We start from the raw sequence: 21,241 nt of genomic DNA, 5'->3' as shown, positions 1-21,241 counted from the left end.
GGCGTTCTCAGCGAAGCCCGCAACTGGCGCAGCGCAAAGCTAGAAGGCAAGGGTCAAACCTTTGCTCATTGAGTTGATCATTGATTTAACGCCTCTTTCAGGACTGTTTCAAGGGATGTGGTTGGGCGACCAATAAGTTTCGAAAGTCCCTTTCTATCGTCAAACAACGAGCCCTCTTTGGCCGCGACATCGGCATTGGCCAACAATGACGCCATCAGGCCGGGTACCCCTGCACTTTCCAGCGCTTGCTGATAGGCAGCTTCCGGCATGTCGACGTAGGCGATGTCTTTACCTGCGAGTTCCCCAATGGTGCTCGCGTATTCGGGGTAGGTAAAAGCGTCATCACCGGCCAGTTCGTAAATCTTGCCTTCATGTCCGGCGCTGACAAGCACTTCCGCTGCCGCCTGAGCGAGATCAGCGCGTGTCGCGGGTGCAAATTTAGCATCGCCAGCGGCCCCAAAATGCTGCCCCATCTCAAGAATTTGTGGCAAAGCCATAAGGTAGTTCTCTGTATACCAGGCATTGCGCAACAAGCAGTAGTCGAGCCCTGATGCCGCCAATGCTTCTTCCGTAGCAATGTGTTCGGGAGCGAAACCGATCTTGCTCGTATCGGCCTTCAACAACGACGTGTAAGCGATGAATGACACGCCCGCCGATTTGGCAGCTTTGATCACGTTGAGATGCTGCGGAACGCGTTGACCTATCTCGGGGCTTGAGATGAACAACAACCGATCCAGCCCTGCAAAAGCGGCCTCCAGGTTGTCAGCATCCGAGTAGTCGCCTAAGCGCACGTCGTAGCCTTTGGCTTGGAGTTCGGCGGCGGCCTCTTGGCGGCGCACCAAAACAGCGATGGTTTCAACGGGAACAGCCTTGGCGGACAGGGCATCAAGAACAAGCTGGCCAAGTTGGCCGGTTGCGCCGGTGATCAGGATTTTTGTCATAGTGTTTTCTTTCAGTCTAGAATTAAGTACAAGTCTCATTTAGAGACCGCTGCTGAAAAGAAAAGGACGCACTTTTATCTCCACAGGTAACACCAAGGGAACCTGTTGCGGGGAAACGGCTGCATAGAAGGGACTGATGATGCGCGACATTCAACAAAACCGTCTGGATGAATGGAAGGCCATGGGATTTCATCCCAACAATTGTCCTGTGCGACAGGTGCTTGATCACGTGGCAGCAAAGTGGACCACTCTGATTTTGCTAGAGCTAGAGGGCGGGCCACAGCGGTTCAACGCGCTAGGTCGGGCTCTGCCAGATGTGTCAAAACGCATGCTGACGCAATCCTTGCGAAATCTGGAGCGTGATGGACTCGTGAATCGTGAAGTTTTTGGTACTAAGCCGCCATCAGTCGCTTATGGTTTGACCGACCTAGGCGCGTCCTTTCTCGCGCCACTTCACGCGATGATCTCTTGGGCGGATGAGAAATTCCCAAGCATCAATGCCGCTCGCACTAAGTTCGACATGGAGTGACAAGAACGAGAGTTTTCGCCCAGATTGAAGGACGACCAGTAGACTGTATTTGTCTGCGAGGTAACCCCGCATACTGCTCAGATCCACGAACAGGTCTATCGTGCGCAGCAGGTGATTCTGAAGCACATGATCGTCGATGGAAAACTAATAAAAGAGTGCGCCTTGCGCTTCTTGCTGGGGTCCTAACATCGTCAATCCCCCTGCGTTCACCCCACAGGTTCATATCAGGTTGAGATTTCAAATAGACCGAAGGATTGAAGTGCTACAGTCTCGGATCAAATATCTTATCTTCAAGCTCGAGCTGATTGTAATACATGATGGCACTGCCCACAATTTTTTCCTGTGTGCTCGCATCGTCTTCCTTCACAAATGAAACACCTGTTTGATCGATACGATAAAAACCGCGGCCGATCGCCCCCCAATTCACCTCGGGCCGGAATTGCGTGTCAAAGATAGACGTGCCAAGAAACGCATGCTCAACTTCTGTCACTCCCATCATATTCAATATCGTTGGCGTCAAATCGAGCGATGTCCGCACCCCATTTTCAAATCGCATTGGTTCGACAACCCCCGGAATATGAAGAATAAGAGGGATTTGGTCGATGAAGTGGGTCGTGAATTTCGCGCTATCTGAAAAGGCTTCAACAACGGGCGGCTCTGCATAGGATGAATGATCTGCCGTAATGACAAGCAAAGTGTTGTCCGCAAATGTGGATGCCTCGAATGCATCAAGGAACGCTGCTAAGCTCGCATCAAGTTCATGAAACCGATTGAGAGCTGCATTACGGGCATCACCATATGACGCTGCGCCCGATGGCGTGTTGAGAAAGGCATGGGATCCGATGTTGTAGGACGCCCAGAAGAACGGGGTCTGATTGTTAGATTGTTCCAGTGCTTGCAGGTCGTCTGCCATCGCAGCAAACAAATCCCGATCGCTCAGAAAATCGGGCGGGTTGTCTGGTACAACGTCTTCGGGCGTTACGACCTGTTCAAACCCGACCGCGCGCAGGAAGTCGTCAAATGGCCTAGTTTCCGAATGGGGCGAATAAATCTTCGTATCATAGCCGCGCTTGTCCAAAATTTTTGGCAGGGTCGCGTAAGAAATCGCACTCAGCCCGCCCAAGCGATCTTGCGAACTTTCCCAGCCGCCAGCGCCGCCGGCCAGTGGAAACCCTGACGATAGAGACCCCTGGATGCCGCGATAGGTCGCCGCCGTATGATTATAATAACTGTCGATCGTGACCGCCTGCTCTGCAAAGCGATTAAGGTTGGGTGTCAGGTCAACATAAGGGCCACCGTAGTGACCTAGTGCGCGCGCGGACAGGCCCTCTAGAAACAAGACAATCACATTCACTGGCTCGCTCGACGCCTTGACAACAAACGGTAGCGGGCCTGAACGGAGGCTGGTTTGCTGGAAGGGGTAATCCGCTGTGACGTCCACATAAAAAGGGGATTCTACGTCTCCGCTTGCAACATCATCCACAAATTTCACGATACGGTTTGCATCAAACCGGACCTTCGAAAATTTTCTATAGGTTTTATGCATTCCGATCGCGGGGGCAAAACTTGTATCCAAGGATATCGGGATACCTAAATTGTTGGCATGATCGACGAACCGATCGCGTTCGTTATAACCGATGCCCATCAAAAAAATTAGCGCAAACCCAACGATAGCGGACCGACCCGCAAACTGACCTGGAGTGCTCTTGCGTGCTTCGGAAATGGAGAAAAAAACGATGGTTGCTATTAAGCTCACCATTCCTACGCATAGCGCAATTGTCGTCGTATTCGTAATGTACGCCACCTCTCCTGAGTTTTCCATTGCAAGGACGGTGATGTACCTTCCCGAGGTCACGATTGAGATGAATTGCACCAAGTAGAACGATCCAACGACGGCCGGAAAAAAGATACACCCTAAAACGACGAGGTACCGGGTCCACTTTGAGCGCAGTCTCCAAAGTGTGAGTGTTAATATGCAAAAAAAGGCCAACTCGAATGCCGGAAGGCCAATCGTCGACACGCCCCACACAAAACCCTCAGGCTTGACGGGCGAGACACCAAGAACAGCCAGATAGATTAAGAACAAAACGGCAAAATAGCCGCACACTACTTTTTCAAACAAAGACGCCCGCATTCAGATCACTAAATTATGGTTCAAGGTGCAATGTGTATTATCGAAAGCACGTTTTATCCGACAATATGACAGAGTGTAAGGGGCAAACTGTGTTGCCTATGTTAAGCAAATCGTTCAGCTTATCCAAAGCCATAGGTCAGGTGCGCGATGAAACAGATCATTTCGGAACAGTTTGAACGGATACGGCAACGAGCCGTCTGGTCGTGGGCGGGCTTTGCTCATGTTTACCAGACCGAACACTCCTTGAAACAATGGCTGGTTTGCAACGCGTTCTTTGCGATATTGGCGTGCATTTTACCGCTGGATGCAGCCACTCGAGGGATGCTTTTAATGGGTGGTGTCTTTGTGTTGGCGATGGAGTGCGTCAACACTGCAATTGAACGCATAGTAGATGACATCTCACTCGAAAAGCGAGACCTTGCAAAGCAAGCTAAAGATTGTGGCTCGGCGGCAGTTGCCGTGACTGCTATCGGAGTCGGTGTCGGATGGCTCACGGCACTTATTGAGTTGATGTAAGGTATTGCGGATACAGCGCATATCGCGTTCATTTTTCTACAACGCTCCCTTTTGGTACGTGCCGAAACCACCCCCAATTTGGTGCACCAGAAACCCCGTTCAAAACCTCGGTAGTTATGAAAGGTTTGAGACTATTCTGTGTTTAGCGGCCATTCCTACATGGCCCAGCATTTTGTACTAAGGGCTCCTTGCTGCGGATAGCCGCACCGCCGAGGTCCAACCAAACGATCTCGATTTGATCTACACGTACGGCCCTGTGCCGGCATTCGTTGTCCTCGTTAGCGCTGCAGCGCAGCTTCACCGAACCGGTCATTCGTCCATCGCGCAGCATTTTCAGAGGGTGAAGGTCGGCAGAGCGGACTTTGCGGACTCGACCCTTTCGGGTGTTTGCTGACGCAGCATCCCCTCGCAGGTGCCGCACACTCATTGCTGCGTTGCAGCCGATGTCAGCAGACCGGTCATTGAAAGCCAGTTCGAGGCGGGACAGTAAATCTGACTATTCGCCCCTTACCGGAAACGACCATTGCGGAGTGGGCAAGCGGGATTTGCGCCTCCTCCGCCACCCCGCTTGTCAGTGCATACTTGACATGTATGACCAGAACCGTTCGACGTCGCTTCGGCTGCGTTCCATGGAGCGGTAAAGGTGGATTGAAATCGGATTCTCGCTGCCGTCATCGCTGATCTTTACCAAGCGGCCTTCATTTAACTCACGTTCGGCAGCTGCCATCGGGAGCCATGCCACGCCCATGCCCTCTAGGCTGGCTGCCTTGAGGGCTTCGCAGACCGAATTCTCATATTGAAAGACGCAGCGGTCTCTGAGGCCCGTTCGCTCGAGAATGAGGTTTGTCATTTTCCCCAAAAAACTGTCGCGGGTATAAGACAGCAGCGGAAAGGGCTCTTCGCTGTCGAGCCTGTAGCGAGCGGAGCCATCAGGCGCGGCGGCGCTAACAGCCACCATGCGATCTTCGGCGATCTTCATTGAGGGATATCGCGCATCGTCCGCGATCATTGGAACCGTTGGATGGTGGTAACACAGCATGAAATCGCTGGATCCAGACAGGATCGCCTCAACACAACCAGAGAAATTTTCGGCAACCACCCGAGATTTTATTGGCCCCAAGGTCTTGCCAATGCTTGTGATCCACCCCGGAAAATAGGAGATGGCCAGCGTATGGAGTGCGACGAAGTCGAGCACTTCTCCCTCTCGTCGCACCAGCCCCTTAGCCTCGGCACGGGCCGTTGACAGCGTATTGATCATATCATGGGCAACCGGCCGAAAAGCTTGCCCAGCTTGCGTCAGCACCACTGGATGAACGCTGCGGTCAAATAGCGGCGTGCCGATCCAATACTCTAAGTTTTTGATTCGGCGCGTAAAAGCCGACTGACTTATGTTTCTCGCATCTGCAGCCTTTGCAAAAACTCCTGCAGCGCTGAGCGCAAGAAAATCTTCGAGCCAATCTATTTCCATCATGTCACCTACGTTCGTTAGTTGCGTCGAACCTAACCCGGTTTGCGTGAAAAGCATGTTGCAAATTTTGCAATCAAATTGCGCCAAATGTCATGGCGTTGCAGGGCACGCCCGCTCAACATGACCTCAGATCACGGACCAATCGGATTGAACCCGTGGCACTCACGTCGGCACCGCGTTTGCCGCCATCAACATGGAGAGTATCAATGAAGAAATTTTTGGGCGGCATCGCGCTTGCCGCGACCCTGATGACCACGACGGCTGCGGTCGCGCAGGAACAATCCAATGCAACCTGGAACAAAATCATGGAGCGCGGCGTCATTGTCGTTGGCGTTAAGGCCGATACACGCCCCTGGGGTTTCCGCGATGAAAACGGCAACATCATCGGTATGGAGGCCGACATGGCCCAGCAAGTTGCAGACACACTGGGCGTTGAGCTGGAACTGGTCGCGGTTGAATCCTCGAACCGGATGCAGTTTTTGGAAGGCGGACGCATTGACCTGATGATTGCCACGATGTCCGACCGGGCCGATCGTCGCGAAATCGTCGGCATTGTTGGTCCGAACTACTATTCCTCCGGTACGAACGTTATGACGCCTACGGCGCTTGGCGTGACCGCTTGGTCTGATCTTGCCGACAAACCTGTCTGCGGCAAACAAGGGGCGTTCTACAATCAGATCGTTGAAGAGCGCCACGGCGCCAACGTCATTGCCTTTGGCAGCAACGCCGAGGCGCTGCAGGCCCTGCGCAACAAGAAGTGCATCGCTTGGGTTTATGACGACAGTTCAATCGCTGCCGATCTGGCCTCGGGCCAATATGACGACTTCGAAATGCCATTGGTCTCCGAAGACAACAACCCATGGGCCCTTGCAGTCCCAATTGCCGAGCGTGATGGCATCTTTGGCCGCTTCATGTCGGGTATGCAGTACAACTGGCATCAGTCCGGCGAACTGATCGCGCTGGAAGAAAAATGGGGCATTCAGTCTACTGACTACCTGCAAGAGCAAAACGAGCGTTTTGCTGACTGGCTCGCTGAATAAACCCTAACCCCGCACCTCGCGCCATTTTCTCCCGTGGCGTGAGGTGTCTGTATGCAGGTGGCTTTGATGCTTGACGCTTTTACAGAATTCTTCCGCCAGCTCGCGGCGGATTACCCGCGTTGGAACTTTATCTTCTTCTATCAGGAAGTGCAGGCCGGAAAGATCTGGCTTGGGATCAAGTACACCATCTTCCTATCAATTGCCTGCCTGATGTTCAGCGTTATCATTGGCGTCGTGGGTGCATGGCTTCAAGGGTCAAAGCTGCGGTTGCTGCGCGCCGTTGTTCAAGGCTATATCCAACTGTTCCGCAATACGCCGCCTTTCGTACAACTGCTATTCTTCTACTTCGCTCTTGGGCAGTTGACCCCAACTTATTCTCCCGATGGGTGGCTCGAAGTTCCGATCATTTCAAACGTTGGCTGGGCGATCATTTCGCTGTCGTTTTTTGCCGGAGCGTTCAATGTCGAAATCTTCCGGTCCGGCATCGAAGCTGTGCCAGAATCGACCATCGAAGCGGCGGATTCACTCGGCATGTCGCGGCTGCAAATTTATCGCTACGTGGTCTTGCCGCTTGCATTCCGCGTCAGCCTACCTGCTCTGAACAACAATTTGGTCAACCTGATCAAGACCACCACGCAAGCCTTCGCCATAGCTGTGCCGGAGTTGCTGTATCAGGCTGTCACCATCTGGAATGACTACCCCTCAGCCCAATACCCGGCAATGTTGCTGCTGTTTGTCGTCTATGTCGGCCTTGTTGGCATCATGGTCTTTGGCATGAACCGTTGGGAACGCAAACTGCGCATTCCCGGCTACGGCAACTAAGGATATTCAAAATGACACAATCCGCTCTATTCGCCGTTCTCAAACCGATGCCTCATCGCGCCAGTTTGCAATATGACGCGATGACACCGGTGCGCTGTCTCGGCGCAATACCGGCTTGGATACCCTTCGCGTTCTTTGCGCTGGCGTTGATCTGGCCGACCATTGCTGCTGCCCAATCGGGCGAAGCCGCGCAGCCCTTCAACGCCTTATGGCGATGGGCCCCGTTCCTGATCACCAAGGGCTTTTTCTTCAACGTCCTGATCTCATTCCTCTGCCTTCTGATCGGCACCTTCGTCGGTGTCCTGCTGGGGCTGGGGCAAATCTCTCTGCTGCGTCCGGTCCGCGCGCTTTGTTGGTTCATCACGCAGCTATTTCGTAACTCACCCTGGCTAGTGATCCTGTTCATCGTGATGCTGGCACTGCCTTTTGAGATTACGGTTTTCGGAACCCCCTATTTCGTGCCGGGCTGGATCAAGGCCGTGATCGGACTGTCCCTGCCGATCATGGCGAACATTTCTGAAATCGTGCGTGGCGCTGTTGGGTCTGTGCCAAATACCCAGTGGGAAGCAGCCGAGTCGCTTGCCTTTACCCGCACCCAGACCCTGTGGCGGATCATCTTGCCCCAGTGTTTCAAGCGGATGATCCCGCCATGGATGAACTGGTATGCGATCCTGACCATGGCCACACCGCTGGTGTCGATCCTTGGGGTGGAAGAGGTTGTCAACCTGACCCGTCAGGCCATCGTCGCCGAAAACAATCGCCCGGAACTTCTGATGCCCTTCTACGGCTTCGTTCTGATCCTATTCTTTGCCTATTGCTATCCGATTGCCCGACTGACGCTGCGGTTGGAACGCAAATTCGCTGTCAAGCTGTGAGGACATCCAAATGACCGCAACCGACACATGGTCCCCCGAACAACCGATCGTTTCCATCCGCAATATACGCAAATCCTTTGGTGCGCTGGAAGTGCTGAAAGGCATCAACATGGACATAATGAAGGGCGAGGTGATCTGTATCATTGGCCCCTCGGGATCCGGCAAATCCACACTGATCCGCTGCATCAATGCGTTGAATGATATTCAGGAAGGGTCGATCAAGGTCGAAGGAATGGAAGTGCACCGCCCTGACCTGGACAAGCTGGAACTGCGCAAGAAGATTGGGATGGTCTTTCAGCAATACAATCTGTTCCCCCACAAAACCGCGCTTGAAAACATCATGATGGCCCCGGTGCTTGTTATGAAGGAAAACAAGACCGAGGTTGAGGAACGCGCCCGCGCCCTTCTGAAAAAGGTGCGATTGGACGGCAAGGAAAACGCTTATCCCGGCGAATTGTCTGGCGGCCAGCAGCAGCGCGTCGCCATCGCACGCTCACTCGCCATGCAGCCCGATGTGATGCTCTTTGATGAGGTGACGGCGGCCCTTGACCCTGAAACGGTCAAAGAAGTGTTGCTGACCATCAAGGAACTCGCGGCAGATGGGATGACCTGTATCCTTGTGACCCACGAAATGGGGTTTGCCCGCGAGGTCGCTGATCACATTTATTTTACGGATCGCGGTGTAATCGTGGAACATGGCACGCCTGACACTTTCTTTGACAATGCGCAGGACGAACGAACCAAGCTTTTCCTCAGCCAAATTTTATAGAGGCCTTCAATGACGAAATTAGCAGACCTGCCCCGTGCCGAGACCGATAGTCTTGGTACGGTCCAAATCCCTGCGGGCGCGGCCTGGGGCACTCAAACACAACGCGCTATCGAGAACTTTCCCATAACAGGGGTTGCGATCAATCATTATCCGGAGGTCGTCGTCGCCCTCGCGCAGGTCAAGGCGGCCTGCGCGCGCACCAATGCAGAGTTGGGTGGTCTGCCTCCTAAAAAGGCGCAAGTGATTTCTAAGGTTTGCGACGAGATTATCGCAGGCCAGCACCACGAACACTTTGCAGTCGATCTGATGCAAGGTGGCGCTGGAACTTCGACAAACATGAATGCCAATGAGGTCATCGCCAATATTGCACTGGCCCACATGGGGCGGTCCTTCGGCGACTACGTGGCACTTCATCCAAATGATGACGTCAATTGCTCGCAATCAACGAATGACGTCTATCCCACTGCAATTCGGCTGGCGACGTTGGCAAAAACCAGACCCCTTGTCGCAGCAATGACGGGTTTGGTTGCAGCCTTCCGGTCCAAAGCTGAAGAGTTGAACGATGTGATCAAAGTAGGGCGGACCCAATTGCAGGATGCGGTGCCCATGTCGCTGGGGGACGAATTTCGCGGCTTTGCCACGACCATTGCCGAAGACATCGACCGGATTGTGGAACTGGCGAAACTGCTGACAGAGGTCAACCTAGGCGGCACGGCGATCGGAACCCGGATCAATACGCCAAAGGGCTACTCGGAGCGTGCAGTTGCGCATTTGAGCGCGATTTCGGGGCAAGACCTAAGCCCCGCCTCGGATTTGATCGAGGCGTCGTCTGACCTCGGAGCATTCGTGATGTTTTCCAGCGCGCTGAAACGCGTTGCGATCAAACTGTCCAAGATAAGCAATGATCTGCGCCTGCTCAGCAGTGGTCCGCGCGCAGGAATTGGGGAGATCATTCTGCCCGCCGTGCAGGCTGGGTCGTCGATCATGCCGGGCAAGGTCAATCCGGTGATCCCCGAAGTCGTCAATCAGATTTGCTTTCAAGCGATTGGCAATGATCTGGTGGTCACCGTGGCTGCCGAAGCGGGGCAGTTGCAGCTTAATGCCATGGAGCCGGTGATCTTTTACAAGATCATGGAAACCATGACGACCCTGACCAACGGAATGGACATTCTCACTGAACGCTGTGTCATCGGCATAGAGGCCGACCGGACCCGCTGCGCCGAACTTTTGAATGGCAGTCTGGTGCTGGCGACCACACTAGTGCCTCTTATGGGATATGAAGCTGCAACAAAGCTGGCCAAGTATGCTCAGGCAGAGGGGTTAACCTTGCGTGACGCAGGCGCAGCACAGGGCGTGCCAAACTCCCTTTTTGACGAGATCGCGTGATGGCACGACCCGGTTTGAAACTGGGCATCGTTGGCGGCCTGGGCGCACGCGCAGGTGCCGATATTCTAAACCAGCTGGTGCGCTTGACCCCAGTGAAATCCGAGGGTGACCACCGGGAAATCTCGTTCGAACAAAAGCCGCTGGTTGAAGCCCTATCCGTAGCCAGCCCCGATTACGCGCCCGTGCACCGCAAGTTCTATGTCTTCGATGCCCTGAGCCGCATGGAAAAATCCGGCTGCGACGCGGCCATGCTGCCCTGCTTTATCACCCATACCTTTCTGGAAGAACTGCGCGCTGAGTTGGGTCTCAAACTCATTTCCATGTCTGACGCGATCCGGAAATACCTTGATCAGCACCACTCAGATGCAAGTCAGGTCGGCATTCTGACAACGCCTTTTGTACGCAAGGACGGGTTGTTTGACCGCATACTTGGGCCGAACAGAGCGGCAGTCTTTCCCGCACCATGGGCCGAGGATGCCATGATTAAAGCGATCTATGGCCCTACGGGATTCAAGGCGGGTGGGCCGGTTGACACAATCGAAGCCGCGATTCGTACCGCCATCGAAAGTCTGGAGGATCAGGGGGCGGAAGTGATCGTGCCGGGGATGACCGAGATCCCTGTCATTCTGTCGGATTTTCCGAAGGATCGCAGGTTCACAATCCTGTCCACCAACGAAATTTACGCCCGGTTCGCGCTGGAAGAAACCGGTCAGGCCACGCAGAAACCATTTAAGATCGGCGTATTGGGCGGTGTCGGCCCGGCGGCGACCGCTGACTTTATGTCCAAGATCGTCAACACCACGCAGGCTGAAAAAGATCAGGACCATATCAAGGTGATCGTTGAACAAAACCCCCAGATCCCGGACCGCACCGCCAACCTCGTCGCAGACGGCGCTGACCCGACACTCGCGCTTTATGCAACGGCCAAAAAGCTGGAGCGCGGTGGCGCAGATATCATCGCAATCCCCTGCAACACGGCCCATGCCTATGTCGACCGATTGCAACGACATTTGGATATTCCAATCGTGAACATGCTCACGGAAACGGTTGATCATATTGCGAAGATCTCTCCGACGGTGCGAACGGTTGGTATTCTGGCGACATCGGGCACTATTGCCAGCAGACTCTATCAGGATGCGCTCCGGGCAGCGGGAATCCGTGCTGTCATTCCCAACAAGAGCGAACAGGATCGCGTGATGGACGCAATCTATGGCCCATTGGGGGTCAAGGCAGGCTATACCTCTGGCCTATGTGCAGAACACATCACTGCAGTGGTGAAATCGCTCAGGGCGCAATATGCAGACGCGATCATCCTGGGGTGCACTGAACTCCCATTGATTGAACTCGACGATGATCTGGCCCGATCCATGCGCCTTATTGACCCGACCCAGGTTCTTGCCAGTAAATGCATCAGCACTTCTATCGCAATGCAGGGCGCGCGCTGATTGTGGAACGTTCTCGGCCCGTGAGTTAACCAACTCGTTTTCGCAGCGTTTCGTCTGAACGACCGGTTTCTTTGCTGCATGGCAGCAAAGGTGATCGTGCACGTACCGCAAAGTCGACGCTGCGAGCGCGTGCAGCACAAATTCAACACTTCTGCTATGGGCTCTTTCCTGCCGTTCTCCGCTTTGCGGCATCTTAGGCGTTCGGCTTAAATCACGCAGTATCGAACGGCCCATTCCGGACATTTGACCCAGAACCCGAATGCTGCGCGGCGGCCCGTCAAACGGGACATCCGCTACCGTAGCAAAGCAGCTTTTGACTCTGCTAATCTAACGCGCTTATCGTTTGACACGTTTACGAGGCTCGTCTATGAAAGATCCACTCTTTACGCGTTTGAACCTGCGTGGTTCCGTCGGGCGTTTAGCCAGACGACATGTTATTGGGGGGTCTTATCGGCAGGTAGATCGTGGACTAGCCATCTCTCGGCTATCGCCTCGCCTACGGTCGATGGCTACTCCACGATCTACCTGCCTCTTTAAGGGTAAAGAGAACGTTGCCTGAAAGTGTCCCAGAACTGTTGAGCTATGTAGATTTGAATGAGCTTCGGCTTAGATGGCCTTCTGCATTCATTTTTTTTTTGCGGCGGCAGTTCCACAGGAAGTCCAAATGATCCGGTCAGCCTTCGACATTACTTATTGAGCGAGAGAAACATCGGGTCGCGCTTAGATGGTAAGGTGATCTTGGCTGAGGCGGCTAACCAACTGTATCGTGACAGTTCATACAAAGACCTGATTACATACGAAGAAGACATTGCCAAGATTTCGCGAGTCATTCTTCTGATTGCTGAGAGCGCGGGTTCACTAGCTGAACTTGGTGCCTTTTCGTCTTCAGCTCAGATAAAAAAGAAACTTAGCGTCTTGATGCAACAAAAGTATTACGCGGCTGAGTCTTTTGTGCGCTTTGGACCGATTGAACGTTTACAGCAGGAAGATGAGAAAAGGGTCGCATTTTTCCCTTGGCGCGTTAATGGCAATGGTCGCGTAATTAAATCAAGCGTGAAGTCCCATGTGCCAGAAATCGTTAAGTTCATTAATGAGAGAATATCTGAGGTTCCTGAGACCTTTCAATTTGGAGTTGAATTAAATAAAGATTCGAGAGACTTTGCAGTGGTTCTTTGGTTAGCTGGTGTTGCACAAGCAATTTCCGCAGAGCGCATTTCAGAATATGCAAAAACGCTGGGGTATCAGATTTCCAGATCAAGAGTTTTGGACTGTTTTTATTGCATGAAGTTGGCGGGTTGGATGGATCAATGCCCATACTCAGGTTCGACATACCTAATCAAAAAATCTAAAGCAGATATAGTTGATCGGTTTGCTTTCAAGGAAGGCAGTTCTCTAAAAGACGCAGGTCGTTGGCTTGCACTCACTCAAGCGGCAATAAAACATGAAACGGGGTTGTCCACTCCCTTGCTACGCACTGTAATGGAGATGCGTAATGAGTGAGCTCGATCTTCTCAGAACGGTAGCGCTCAATGTCGGCCTGTCGGAGGAAAGCACCTTGGAGATCATCCGGGACGCTCCACAGCGCTACAAAGTTTATCCAATACCGAAAAAAGGAAAAGGCCATAGAATTATGGCTCAACCCGCGAGAGAGCTAAAGCCGATTCAGAGATCTATAGCCGATATAGTACTTGAAAAGTTCCCAGTTCATCCGTCGGCAATGGCTTACCGCAGGGGTGTTAGTATTGCTGACAATGCCAAAGTCCACGCGGGGAAAAATTCGATATTGAAACTCGATTTCGAGAGTTTCTTTAACAGTATCTCCGCTGCGGCATGGCGAAGGTTCATGAAGGCACAGGAGATAATTGAACTGGAAAGCCACGAATTAGCATTGCTAACCAAGGCTCTGTTTTGGGGAGCAGGTCAACGAACACCGTACTGTTTGTCAATTGGAGCGCCTTCATCACCTCTCGTCTCGAATATTATCATGTTTGAGTTTGATCGCCAAATGCATGACTTTGCAGAAAAGCACGGTATTCGTTACACGCGTTACGCTGACGATATTACAGCTTCAGCCAGAGAGTTTAAGAATCTGGCTGCATTTGAAAGACACCTGCGAACCTATATATCTCGAAACAAGACGCCTTCATTGAAGATCAATGAAGAGAAGAGAGGAATTTACTCTTCATCAGATCGTAGGTTAGTCACAGGGTTGGTTTTGACACCGGACGGCAAAGTATCACTGGGACGAGAACGGAAACGAGAAATATCGTCCCTTGTTCATAAAAGTACTCTTGGTCAACTGGATATTGAACAGCTTGGGTACCTTCATGGAATGCTCGCTTTTGCTATATCTAGTGAACGCGATTTTGTGAACCGGCTAAGAATCAAGTATGGAGAAGATGCGATTTCTTCAGTCTTGAGATACCGTGTTCCGCGCCGGGATGGGACTGCCCGATAGCGCAATCTATTTTTCAGATGGTAAGTGAAATTGCGGACGCACTTTTTGCGTGTGGAATGTCCGCTTTGGCGGTGTACATCGGATGCTCTGGCAGCAGCGGCGAATGTCTGCAAACCGCCTAACTTGTGTCAACGATCATGAACTGCGGATAGCCCACATCGGTGCAAATTTCAGCGAAAGTTGGCTATAAATTAAAGGTAGCAACCGGATGCATAGGCTTTAAGCTATTCACACACCCATCGAACATTTTGATGAATACAAGATCATATCCGCTCATCAAAATCAGCAAAATTTCACGGAAAACCTTGCAAAAACAAGGTGGTACCCAAGGCCGGACTCGAACCGGCACGCCTCGCGGCGGGGGATTTTGAATCCCCTGCGTCTACCATTCCGCCACTCGGGCACTGAGGGGCTGATACCGTGCAACGCGCGGGTCGGCAAGGGCAAATTTACCGGTTTCTCTTGACCACGCGGCATAGTCGTGGTGTTGCCAATAAAACAAAGTCCTACCAGCGGAGAACATCCTATGATCCGAAGCCTTTATGACTGGGTGCTTGGCCTTGCCAATCATCCACGCGCGCTTTGGGCGCTGGCATTTATCGCCTTTATCGAAAGTTCGGTGTTCCCAATTCCGCCTGACATCATGATGATACCGATGATTCTTGCGCGGCCAAGCCGGGCATGGCTGATCGCGGGCGTCGCGTTGGTCGCGTCGGTTGCAGGCGGCCTACTGGGATATGCCATCGGGGCATTCGCCTTTGAAACGATCGGGGCACCGATTTTGGCCAGCTTGGGCAAAGCAGATGCGATGGCCGAATTCTCGACCCGGTTCAATGACATGGGGTTCTGGGCGGTGCTGACGGCGGGCGTCACCCCGTTCCCCTACAAAGTCATCACAATCATGTCGGGCTGGACGGCCATGCCATTGGGCACCTTTATCGCCACGTCAATTCTTGCAAGGGCGCTGCGGTTCTTTATCGTCGCGGCCTTGTTGTGGAAATACGGCGCACCAATCCGTGACTTTATTGAGCGCCGTTTGCCGCTTATGTTCACGCTTGCCGTCGTCCTTCTGTTCGGCGGATTTTTTGCGGTGAGGTACCTGTGATGACGCGCAACAGCTTGGTTTTATTGGCGACACTTGGGTCAGCGGCACTGCTGTTGGGTGCGTTCGGGTTTCAGCATATTGGCGGATTGGCCCCGTGCAAGATGTGCCTGTGGCAACGATGGCCCCACGCCGCGGCGATATTGCTGGGTGGTGCCGTGTTGCTTGGTGCGCCGCGCGCGTTGACCTGGCTGGGTGCCTTGGCCGTAACCGTCACCGGTGCAATCGGCGTGTATCACGCGGGTGTTGAATGGAAATGGTGGCCCGGCCCGTCAAGCTGTACCGGCGGCGGGATGGACTTGGGTGCGCTGAGCGGCAGTGATCTGCTGTCAACGACTGCGCCATCCGGCCTTGTCATGTGCGACGAGATCGTCTGGCAATTTCTGGGCCTGTCCATGGCTGGCTGGAACGCGGTTATCAGCGTCGTCCTGCTGGCGATCTGGGTCGCAGCGGCGCGCGCGCGGGCCTAAGCCGCCCCTGCGCCCTGCCCCGTTTTACGCGTTTTCAGCAGCAAGCTGGTTTCACTGGCCACGACCCCTTCCAGCTTGCGAATGCGGGCCAATACCGCATCGAATTCCTCGAGCGTTTTTGTGCCGATTTCAACGATCACATCCCATCGTCCGTTGGTGGAATGAACCGCGCGCAGCTGCGTCATGCCCATCAGGGTGCGCGTGATACGGTCTGTGCCACGGCCCTCGATCTCAACCATCATTAACCCGCGCACCGGATCGGTCAGGACATCCGACCGGGTGACGACGGTAAACCCCAGAATTTCACCGCTTGATTGCAGCCGTTCCATGCGCGCGCGCAGGGTTGTGCGCGAAATCCCCAGCTTGGCCGCCAGGTCTGACAGCGACGCCCGTGCATCCTCTCGAAGGGCAGCAATCAGAGCTTCGTCCGAAACGTTCATTTAGATTATCCATATTGATCAGTAATGGTCCAATTTGATCACTTTACTGCATTGTCGTGATCCAGACCACCCAGTTATGCCTGATACAAAGAATTTTTGGAGCTTAGCTATGATACAGCAGAATTGCATCCTTGTGGGCGCACCGATGGACAGTGGCAAGCGCAGCCGTGGTTGTCTGATGGGGCCTGATGCGTACCGCACGGCAGGTCTGGCCACCGCGCTAACCGATCTGGGGCACAGCGTTACGGATAGCGGCAATGTGGCCCCCGCGCCGTTCACCCCCGGCCAACATCCCAAGCTTTATGCACTTGAAGAAACCGTGGCTTGGACGCAGGCCCTTGCCGACGCTGCCGAAGCTGCGTTTCACGAGGGCCTGCCGATCTTTATGGGCGGCGATCATGCGCTGGCCTCTGGCACTGTTTTGGGCGCAATGCGGTACGCGCAGGCACAGAACCGTCCGTTGTTCGTGTTGTGGCTGGACGCGCATAGCGATTTTCACACCCCCGAAAGCACGGACAGCGGCAATTTGCATGGCACACCACTGGGCTACGTGACGGGGCGCGAGGGCTTTGATGCCTTTCCCAACCTGCCCTATGCCCTGCCCCATGATAATATTGCAATCATCGGTTTGCGGTCGGTGGATGCGGCAGAGCGTGCTGCCCTGCAAAAAACCACAATCCAGCGTGTTGATATGCGCGAGATAGACGAAACCGGTATCGCCACGCCGCTGAATGCATTCCTTGAGAAAGTCGCCGCTGTTAACGGCATGCTGCATGTGTCGCTGGATGTTGATTTCCTTGATCCCTCCGTGGCCCCTGCCGTGGGCACGACCGTGCCGGGCGGTGCCACCGTTCGCGAGGGCCATCTGGTAATGGAAATGCTGCATGATAGCGGGTTGATCACATCTATGGATCTGGTCGAGCTGAACCCTTTTCTGGACGAACGCGGCCGCACAGCGCGCTTGATGGTTGATCTGACAGCATCGGCCTTTGGGCGCCGCGTGTTTGACCGCCCGACCCGCGCATATTGATTTTGAAGGATAGTAAAATGACCAACCTGAACCCCTCTGAAAAGGCGCTTGTCCCCTTTGTATCCGTTCACAACATGATGAAACTGATCCACCACATTGGCGTTGAACCGATGCTGGTGGGTCTTGGTGACTATATCGAGGCCGATTTCAAACGGTGGGAGCTGTTCGACAAAACGCCGCGTGTGGCCAGCCACTCCGAAAAGGGTGTGATCGAGCTTATGCCCACTTCGGACGGGGATGTGTACGGGTTTAAATACGTCAACGGTCACCCCTCGAACACCGCAGATGGGTTACAAACGGTGACGGCATTCGGGTTGCTGGCCAATGTGGCCAATGGCTATCCGGTATTACTGTCTGAAATGACCATGCTCACAGCGCTGCGCACAGCGGCAACTTCGGCGGTGGTCGCGCGTCTACTGGCCCCCAAAGGCGCGCATGTGATGGCGATGATCGGCAATGGCGCGCAGTCGGAATTTCAAACCTTGGCGATGAAAGCGATTGTCGGCATTGACGAGGTGCGTTTGTACGACATCGACCCCGCCGCCACTGCGAAATGTGCGGCGAACCTTGCTGGCCAAGGGATCAAGGTCGTGTCCTGCGATACAGCCGAGGAGGCGATACTCGGCGCGCAGATTGTCACCACCTGCACCGCAGACAAGCAATATGCCACGATCCTGACCGATAACATGGTCGGCGCGGGCGTCCACATCAACGCGATTGGCGGCGATTGCCCCGGCAAAACCGAACTGGCCCCCGCGATTTTGCACCGCGCTGGCATTTTCGTCGAATACCCCGAACAAACCCGGATCGAGGGCGAAATCCAGCAGCTTGACGCCGATCATCCCGTCACTGAAATCTGGCAGGTTCTGACCGGGCAAGCCCAAGGCCGCACCGATGACAAGCAAATCACCCTGTTCGACAGCGTTGGTTTCGCGATCGAGGATTTCTCAGCGCTGCGCTATGTGCGTGATCAGATTGCCACGACGGGCTTGTTTGATCCGCTTGATCTGCTGGCCGATCCCGAAGACCCGCGCGACCTGTTCGGCATGCTGCAACGGGCGGGCTAACGCCTATTTACTGGCGGTCACATCGTGATGATACAGCCAGTTAAACGCACCGACCATCGCCCCCGGAACCAGTTTGCTGGCCACACGCAGGCCGGTGTGTGCGATGGTCCGTTTGATGCCGGGCACCATGTGGTAGCGGGCCGCGTTGCCAGCGGCTGCTGTGATCACCCGTTGCGCGCGGGGTTTACGCAGGTCCTGATAGCGCTGTAACGCCTGATCCTCCGGCGCATTCAACACGCACGCGGTCAGTACCCATGCGTCTTCCAGCGCCATATTCGCCCCTTGAGCAAGAAACGGCAGTGTCGGGTGCGCCGCGTCGCCGACCAGTGCAACACCGCCTTGGTGCCACGTTTCGGCGACCGGATGCAGATGCAAACCCCATAAGGTGCAGGCGTCCACGGCGGCGATCATCTCGACGGCGCGACCGCCAAACCCTTGAAACGCCTTGCGTAAATTCGCCGGATCATCGGCGATGGACCATCCCTCGGGTGCCCAATCGTCGCGTTCTTCTACCGCCACAAGATTGACCAGCGATCCGCCCCTAATCGGGTAGCTGACCAAATGACGACCCGGGCCCATGGTGACATGCGCCTCATCCGGGTGATTAAACGCGTTTGGCACCACGGCCCGCCATGCCACCTGACCACTAAAGCGCGGTTTGCTTGCACCGTTCAGCACCGCGCGGGTGTTGGAGTGAATGCCCGTGGCATCAACGACCAGCTTGGCGCGTCGCACCGTATCATCCGCCAGCCTCACTTGAGGCAGCGCACCGGGCAGGCAAGCGTCTGACTGCACGCCCAATTCGATGGAGACATTGCCCCGTTTTGCGGCCCCCAACAGCACATCAATCAGATCAGCGCGGTGCATAAACATGTACGGGTGATCCGCCTGCCCGCGCATCAGATCGAGCCGCGCCACCTGCGCACCGTCCCTATAATCTTGCAAAACAACGGCTTCACCGCGCACGGCACTGCGGGCTTCCAACTGCGGCTCAAGGCCCATCGCGCGCAATACGGCCATGCCATTGGGGCTGATTTGCAAGCCGGCACCCACCTCGGAGATCGCGGGGGCCTGTTCCAGCAAGGTCACGGCCATACCGCGCCGCGACAGACACGCCGCTGTGGCCAACCCACCGATCCCTCCACCGATCACCACTGCATTACTTATGGCCATTTAGCCCCCTAAACGACAAAAGCGCCGGAAATGGACCCCGGCGCTTTTGCTAAAACTTCGAACTAGAGATCAATCGTCACGATGCACTTTTTCGCGACGCTCGTGGCGTTCCTGTGCCTCAAGGCTCATCGTGGCGATGGGCCGCGCATCAAGACGTTTCAACGAAATTGGGTCGCCAGTGACCGAACAATATCCGAACTCGCCCTCGTCAATGCGGCGCAAGGCGGCGTCGATCTTGCTGACCAGCTTGCGCGCCCGGTCCCGTGTGCGCAATTCCAACGCCCGGTCTGTTTCTTCCGAGGCGCGATCGTTCACATCAGGGATGTTGCGTGTGCCATCCTGCAGACCTTCGATTGTGTCGCGGCTGCCTGCCAGCAGCTCTGCTTTCCAGTTTAATAACTTGCGTCTAAAATATTCAACTTGCCGATCGTTCATGAACGGCTCGTCTTCGGCAGGGCTGTAGCCATCTGCCAGAAAAACTTCCTGCTTCATATCATTCCCCATAGCGGTCTTCGATCCAGTCATTGATGTCAGTCTCCCGACTCCGCTTCTGATGCAGGCATCTAACGTAGCGTTCACCGATTGTCACTACACAATGCACAGGAAAATTGGTTTAAGGATCCGGAATGATGCGCCAAAAAGGGTTGATAACAAGATGAAATTCCAAGGAACGGACGATTACGTCGCTACGGATGATTTGACAATTGCGGTTAACGCCGCCGTCACGCTGGAGCGGCCTTTGCTGGTTAAGGGAGAGCCCGGCACCGGTAAAACCGAACTGGCGCGGCAGGTCTCAAATGCCCTTGGCCTGCCTATGATTGAATGGAATATCAAATCTACAACCCGCGCCCAGCAAGGCCTGTATGAATATGACGCCGTCAGCCGCCTGCGTGACAGCCAACTGGGCGAAGAACGCGTGCATGATGTGAAAAATTACATCCGCAAAGGTAAACTGTGGCAGGCCTTCGAGGCAGAGGGCAAAACCGTTCTGTTGATCGACGAAATCGACAAGGCCGATATCGAGTTTCCAAACGACCTTTTGCAAGAACTCGATAAGATGGAATTCTTTGTCTATGAGACTGGCGAAACGATCAAAGCCGTGAACCGTCCCATCGTCATCATCACCTCCAACAACGAAAAAGAACTGCCTGACGCGTTCCTGCGCCGCTGTTTTTTTCACTACATCCAGTTCCCTGAAATGGACACGCTGCGCAAGATCGTCGAAGTACATCACCCCGGCATCAAGGAAAGCCTGCTGACCACTGCCCTGACGCAGTTTTATGAGATCCGCGACCAGCAGGGCCTCAAGAAAAAACCATCCACATCCGAGGTGCTGGACTGGCTGAAATTGCTGCTGGCCGAGGACATGGATGCGGCCGATCTGAAGCAAGACGGTAAAAACGCGCTGCCCAAATTGCACGGTGCCTTGTTGAAAAACGAACAAGACGTACATCTGTTTGAACGTCTTGCCTTTATGGCGCGCGCGCAGAAATAGCCGCACAAACGACAAGCGAAGGCGGCGGTTTCGCCGCCCTCTACACTTGTGGCGAGCATGACACGCAGATCGCATGCTTGC

21 protein-coding genes, 1 tRNA gene and 1 pseudogene are annotated in these 21,241 nt (G+C 54.3%); 15 read left to right on the top strand and 8 right to left on the bottom strand.

Annotated elements, in window-relative coordinates; genetic code table 11:
- Positions 1-77: 77 nt before the first annotated feature.
- On the bottom strand, positions 78-941 hold the full coding sequence (locus tag BM347_RS03150) for an SDR family oxidoreductase (RefSeq protein WP_093914939.1): 864 nt from the start codon (positions 939-941) through the stop codon (positions 78-80).
- A 139-nt stretch (positions 942-1,080) separates the two neighbouring features.
- Between BM347_RS03150 and BM347_RS03145 the strand changes: the two genes are divergently transcribed.
- Complete coding sequence (locus BM347_RS03145; protein WP_093915394.1) at positions 1,081-1,470, top strand: winged helix-turn-helix transcriptional regulator; 390 nt, start codon at positions 1,081-1,083, stop codon at positions 1,468-1,470.
- Positions 1,471-1,492: 22 nt separating this feature from the next.
- Here the strand turns inward: BM347_RS03145 and BM347_RS17825 are convergent.
- Together BM347_RS17825 and BM347_RS03140 are read right to left on the bottom strand one after the other, a co-directional pair.
- A pseudogene (locus BM347_RS17825) lies at positions 1,493-1,608 on the bottom strand (transposase); the annotation flags it as partial.
- A 124-nt stretch (positions 1,609-1,732) separates the two neighbouring features.
- Positions 1,733-3,592 (bottom strand): LTA synthase family protein, encoded by a 1,860-nt coding sequence (locus BM347_RS03140; RefSeq protein ID WP_175498474.1) that lies wholly within the window; start codon positions 3,590-3,592, stop codon positions 1,733-1,735.
- A 159-nt stretch (positions 3,593-3,751) separates the two neighbouring features.
- Between BM347_RS03140 and BM347_RS03135 the strand changes: the two genes are divergently transcribed.
- A complete protein-coding gene (locus BM347_RS03135) occupies positions 3,752-4,120 on the top strand; it encodes a diacylglycerol kinase (RefSeq protein WP_245764166.1) in 369 nt (122 codons plus the stop codon).
- A gap of 571 nt (positions 4,121-4,691) precedes the next feature.
- On the opposite strand, the gene BM347_RS03130 is transcribed toward BM347_RS03135, so the two are convergent.
- Entirely contained in the window at positions 4,692-5,645 is a 954-nt protein-coding gene (locus BM347_RS03130) for a LysR family transcriptional regulator (protein ID WP_093914937.1), read from the bottom strand.
- Between the two features lie 149 nt (positions 5,646-5,794).
- Here BM347_RS03130 and BM347_RS03125 point away from each other — a divergent pair, with 149 nt between their 5' ends.
- The 8 genes from BM347_RS03125 (at position 5,795) to BM347_RS03090 (ending at position 14,383) form a co-directional block, all read left to right on the top strand.
- Positions 5,795-6,628, top strand: coding sequence for a transporter substrate-binding domain-containing protein (locus BM347_RS03125; protein ID WP_093914936.1), 834 nt, complete (start codon positions 5,795-5,797; stop codon positions 6,626-6,628).
- 66 nt (positions 6,629-6,694) lie between these two features.
- Positions 6,695-7,450: an amino acid ABC transporter permease gene (locus BM347_RS03120; RefSeq protein ID WP_245764165.1), complete on the top strand. Its 756-nt coding sequence runs from the start codon at positions 6,695-6,697 to the stop codon at positions 7,448-7,450.
- Between the two features lie 11 nt (positions 7,451-7,461).
- Positions 7,462-8,325, top strand: coding sequence for an amino acid ABC transporter permease (locus tag BM347_RS03115; RefSeq protein WP_245764164.1), 864 nt, complete (start codon positions 7,462-7,464; stop codon positions 8,323-8,325).
- Between the two features lie 10 nt (positions 8,326-8,335).
- On the top strand, positions 8,336-9,094 hold the full coding sequence (locus BM347_RS03110) for an amino acid ABC transporter ATP-binding protein (protein WP_093914934.1): 759 nt from the start codon (positions 8,336-8,338) through the stop codon (positions 9,092-9,094).
- 9 nt (positions 9,095-9,103) lie between these two features.
- Entirely contained in the window at positions 9,104-10,480 is a 1,377-nt protein-coding gene (locus BM347_RS03105) for an aspartate ammonia-lyase (protein ID WP_093914933.1), read from the top strand.
- Positions 10,480-11,925 carry a cysteate racemase gene (gene cuyB, locus BM347_RS03100; RefSeq protein WP_093914932.1) on the top strand — a complete coding sequence of 482 codons (1,446 nt, stop codon included), beginning with the start codon at positions 10,480-10,482 and terminating at the stop codon, positions 11,923-11,925. Before BM347_RS03105 ends, cuyB begins: the two co-directional genes overlap by 1 nt.
- 594 nt (positions 11,926-12,519) lie before the next feature.
- Positions 12,520-13,425, top strand: coding sequence for a retron St85 family effector protein (locus BM347_RS03095; protein ID WP_139226442.1), 906 nt, complete (start codon positions 12,520-12,522; stop codon positions 13,423-13,425).
- The gene (locus BM347_RS03090; RefSeq protein ID WP_093914930.1) at positions 13,418-14,383 is read left to right on the top strand and encodes a retron St85 family RNA-directed DNA polymerase; all 966 of its coding nucleotides are present in this window, start codon (positions 13,418-13,420) and stop codon (positions 14,381-14,383) included. The genes BM347_RS03095 and BM347_RS03090 overlap by 8 nt, the downstream gene beginning before the upstream one ends.
- Before the next feature lie 319 nt (positions 14,384-14,702).
- Here BM347_RS03090 and BM347_RS03085 read toward each other — a convergent pair.
- Positions 14,703-14,786: transfer RNA gene (locus BM347_RS03085), tRNA-Leu, on the bottom strand.
- Between the two features lie 123 nt (positions 14,787-14,909).
- Here BM347_RS03085 and BM347_RS03080 point away from each other — a divergent pair.
- Positions 14,910-15,488 (top strand): YqaA family protein, encoded by a 579-nt coding sequence (locus BM347_RS03080; RefSeq protein ID WP_093914929.1) that lies wholly within the window; start codon positions 14,910-14,912, stop codon positions 15,486-15,488.
- Positions 15,488-15,955, top strand: coding sequence for a disulfide bond formation protein B (locus BM347_RS03075; RefSeq protein ID WP_093914928.1), 468 nt, complete (start codon positions 15,488-15,490; stop codon positions 15,953-15,955). Before BM347_RS03080 ends, BM347_RS03075 begins: the two co-directional genes overlap by 1 nt.
- Here BM347_RS03075 and BM347_RS03070 read toward each other — a convergent pair.
- Positions 15,952-16,395: an Lrp/AsnC family transcriptional regulator gene (locus tag BM347_RS03070; RefSeq protein WP_093914927.1), complete on the bottom strand. Its 444-nt coding sequence runs from the start codon at positions 16,393-16,395 to the stop codon at positions 15,952-15,954. The two genes, BM347_RS03075 and BM347_RS03070, sit on opposite strands and share 4 nt — an antisense overlap.
- Before the next feature lie 109 nt (positions 16,396-16,504).
- On the opposite strand from BM347_RS03070, the gene rocF reads away from it, so the two are divergent.
- Positions 16,505-17,425, top strand: a complete 921-nt coding sequence (rocF, locus tag BM347_RS03065) for an arginase (protein ID WP_093914926.1) — start codon at positions 16,505-16,507, stop codon at positions 17,423-17,425.
- A gap of 17 nt (positions 17,426-17,442) precedes the next feature.
- Positions 17,443-18,492 carry an ornithine cyclodeaminase gene (locus BM347_RS03060; RefSeq protein ID WP_093914925.1) on the top strand — a complete coding sequence of 350 codons (1,050 nt, stop codon included), beginning with the start codon at positions 17,443-17,445 and terminating at the stop codon, positions 18,490-18,492.
- Positions 18,493-18,495: 3 nt separating this feature from the next.
- Here BM347_RS03060 and BM347_RS03055 read toward each other — a convergent pair whose 3' ends face one another.
- Together BM347_RS03055 and dksA are read right to left on the bottom strand one after the other, a co-directional pair.
- Complete coding sequence (locus tag BM347_RS03055; protein ID WP_093914924.1) at positions 18,496-19,665, bottom strand: FAD-dependent oxidoreductase; 1,170 nt, start codon at positions 19,663-19,665, stop codon at positions 18,496-18,498.
- A 69-nt stretch (positions 19,666-19,734) separates the two neighbouring features.
- The gene (dksA, locus tag BM347_RS03050) at positions 19,735-20,157 is read right to left on the bottom strand and encodes an RNA polymerase-binding protein DksA (protein ID WP_175498473.1); all 423 of its coding nucleotides are present in this window, start codon (positions 20,155-20,157) and stop codon (positions 19,735-19,737) included.
- A 163-nt stretch (positions 20,158-20,320) separates the two neighbouring features.
- Here dksA and BM347_RS03045 point away from each other — a divergent pair, with 163 nt between their 5' ends.
- Positions 20,321-21,160, top strand: a complete 840-nt coding sequence (locus BM347_RS03045) for an AAA family ATPase (protein ID WP_093914922.1) — start codon at positions 20,321-20,323, stop codon at positions 21,158-21,160.
- Positions 21,161-21,241: the final 81 nt, after the last annotated feature.

Source organism: Sulfitobacter marinus (genome assembly GCF_900116285.1).
In the GTDB taxonomy this organism is placed as follows: Bacteria; Pseudomonadota; Alphaproteobacteria; order Rhodobacterales; family Rhodobacteraceae; genus Sulfitobacter; species Sulfitobacter marinus.
Note: the sequence above shows the minus strand (reverse complement) of the source record. Positions and strands in the feature narration are given on the sequence as shown.

Coding starts and splice junctions, on each gene's coding strand:
- BM347_RS03150 (WP_093914939.1), bottom strand. CDS start 941: ATGACAAAAATCCTGATCACCGGCGCAACCGGCCAACTTGGCCAGCTT.
- BM347_RS03145 (WP_093915394.1), top strand. CDS start 1,081: ATGCGCGACATTCAACAAAACCGTCTGGATGAATGGAAGGCCATGGGA.
- BM347_RS03135 (WP_245764166.1), top strand. CDS start 3,752: ATGAAACAGATCATTTCGGAACAGTTTGAACGGATACGGCAACGAGCC.
- BM347_RS03130 (WP_093914937.1), bottom strand. CDS start 5,645: ATGCTTTTCACGCAAACCGGGTTAGGTTCGACGCAACTAACGAACGTA.
- BM347_RS03125 (WP_093914936.1), top strand. CDS start 5,795: ATGAAGAAATTTTTGGGCGGCATCGCGCTTGCCGCGACCCTGATGACC.
- BM347_RS03120 (WP_245764165.1), top strand. CDS start 6,695: ATGCTTGACGCTTTTACAGAATTCTTCCGCCAGCTCGCGGCGGATTAC.
- BM347_RS03115 (WP_245764164.1), top strand. CDS start 7,462: ATGACACAATCCGCTCTATTCGCCGTTCTCAAACCGATGCCTCATCGC.
- BM347_RS03110 (WP_093914934.1), top strand. CDS start 8,336: ATGACCGCAACCGACACATGGTCCCCCGAACAACCGATCGTTTCCATC.
- BM347_RS03105 (WP_093914933.1), top strand. CDS start 9,104: ATGACGAAATTAGCAGACCTGCCCCGTGCCGAGACCGATAGTCTTGGT.
- cuyB (WP_093914932.1), top strand. CDS start 10,480: ATGGCACGACCCGGTTTGAAACTGGGCATCGTTGGCGGCCTGGGCGCA.
- BM347_RS03095 (WP_139226442.1), top strand. CDS start 12,520: ATGAGCTTCGGCTTAGATGGCCTTCTGCATTCATTTTTTTTTTGCGGC.
- BM347_RS03090 (WP_093914930.1), top strand. CDS start 13,418: ATGAGTGAGCTCGATCTTCTCAGAACGGTAGCGCTCAATGTCGGCCTG.
- BM347_RS03080 (WP_093914929.1), top strand. CDS start 14,910: ATGATCCGAAGCCTTTATGACTGGGTGCTTGGCCTTGCCAATCATCCA.
- BM347_RS03075 (WP_093914928.1), top strand. CDS start 15,488: ATGACGCGCAACAGCTTGGTTTTATTGGCGACACTTGGGTCAGCGGCA.
- BM347_RS03070 (WP_093914927.1), bottom strand. CDS start 16,395: ATGAACGTTTCGGACGAAGCTCTGATTGCTGCCCTTCGAGAGGATGCA.
- rocF (WP_093914926.1), top strand. CDS start 16,505: ATGATACAGCAGAATTGCATCCTTGTGGGCGCACCGATGGACAGTGGC.
- BM347_RS03060 (WP_093914925.1), top strand. CDS start 17,443: ATGACCAACCTGAACCCCTCTGAAAAGGCGCTTGTCCCCTTTGTATCC.
- BM347_RS03055 (WP_093914924.1), bottom strand. CDS start 19,665: ATGGCCATAAGTAATGCAGTGGTGATCGGTGGAGGGATCGGTGGGTTG.
- dksA (WP_175498473.1), bottom strand. CDS start 20,157: ATGAAGCAGGAAGTTTTTCTGGCAGATGGCTACAGCCCTGCCGAAGAC.
- BM347_RS03045 (WP_093914922.1), top strand. CDS start 20,321: ATGAAATTCCAAGGAACGGACGATTACGTCGCTACGGATGATTTGACA.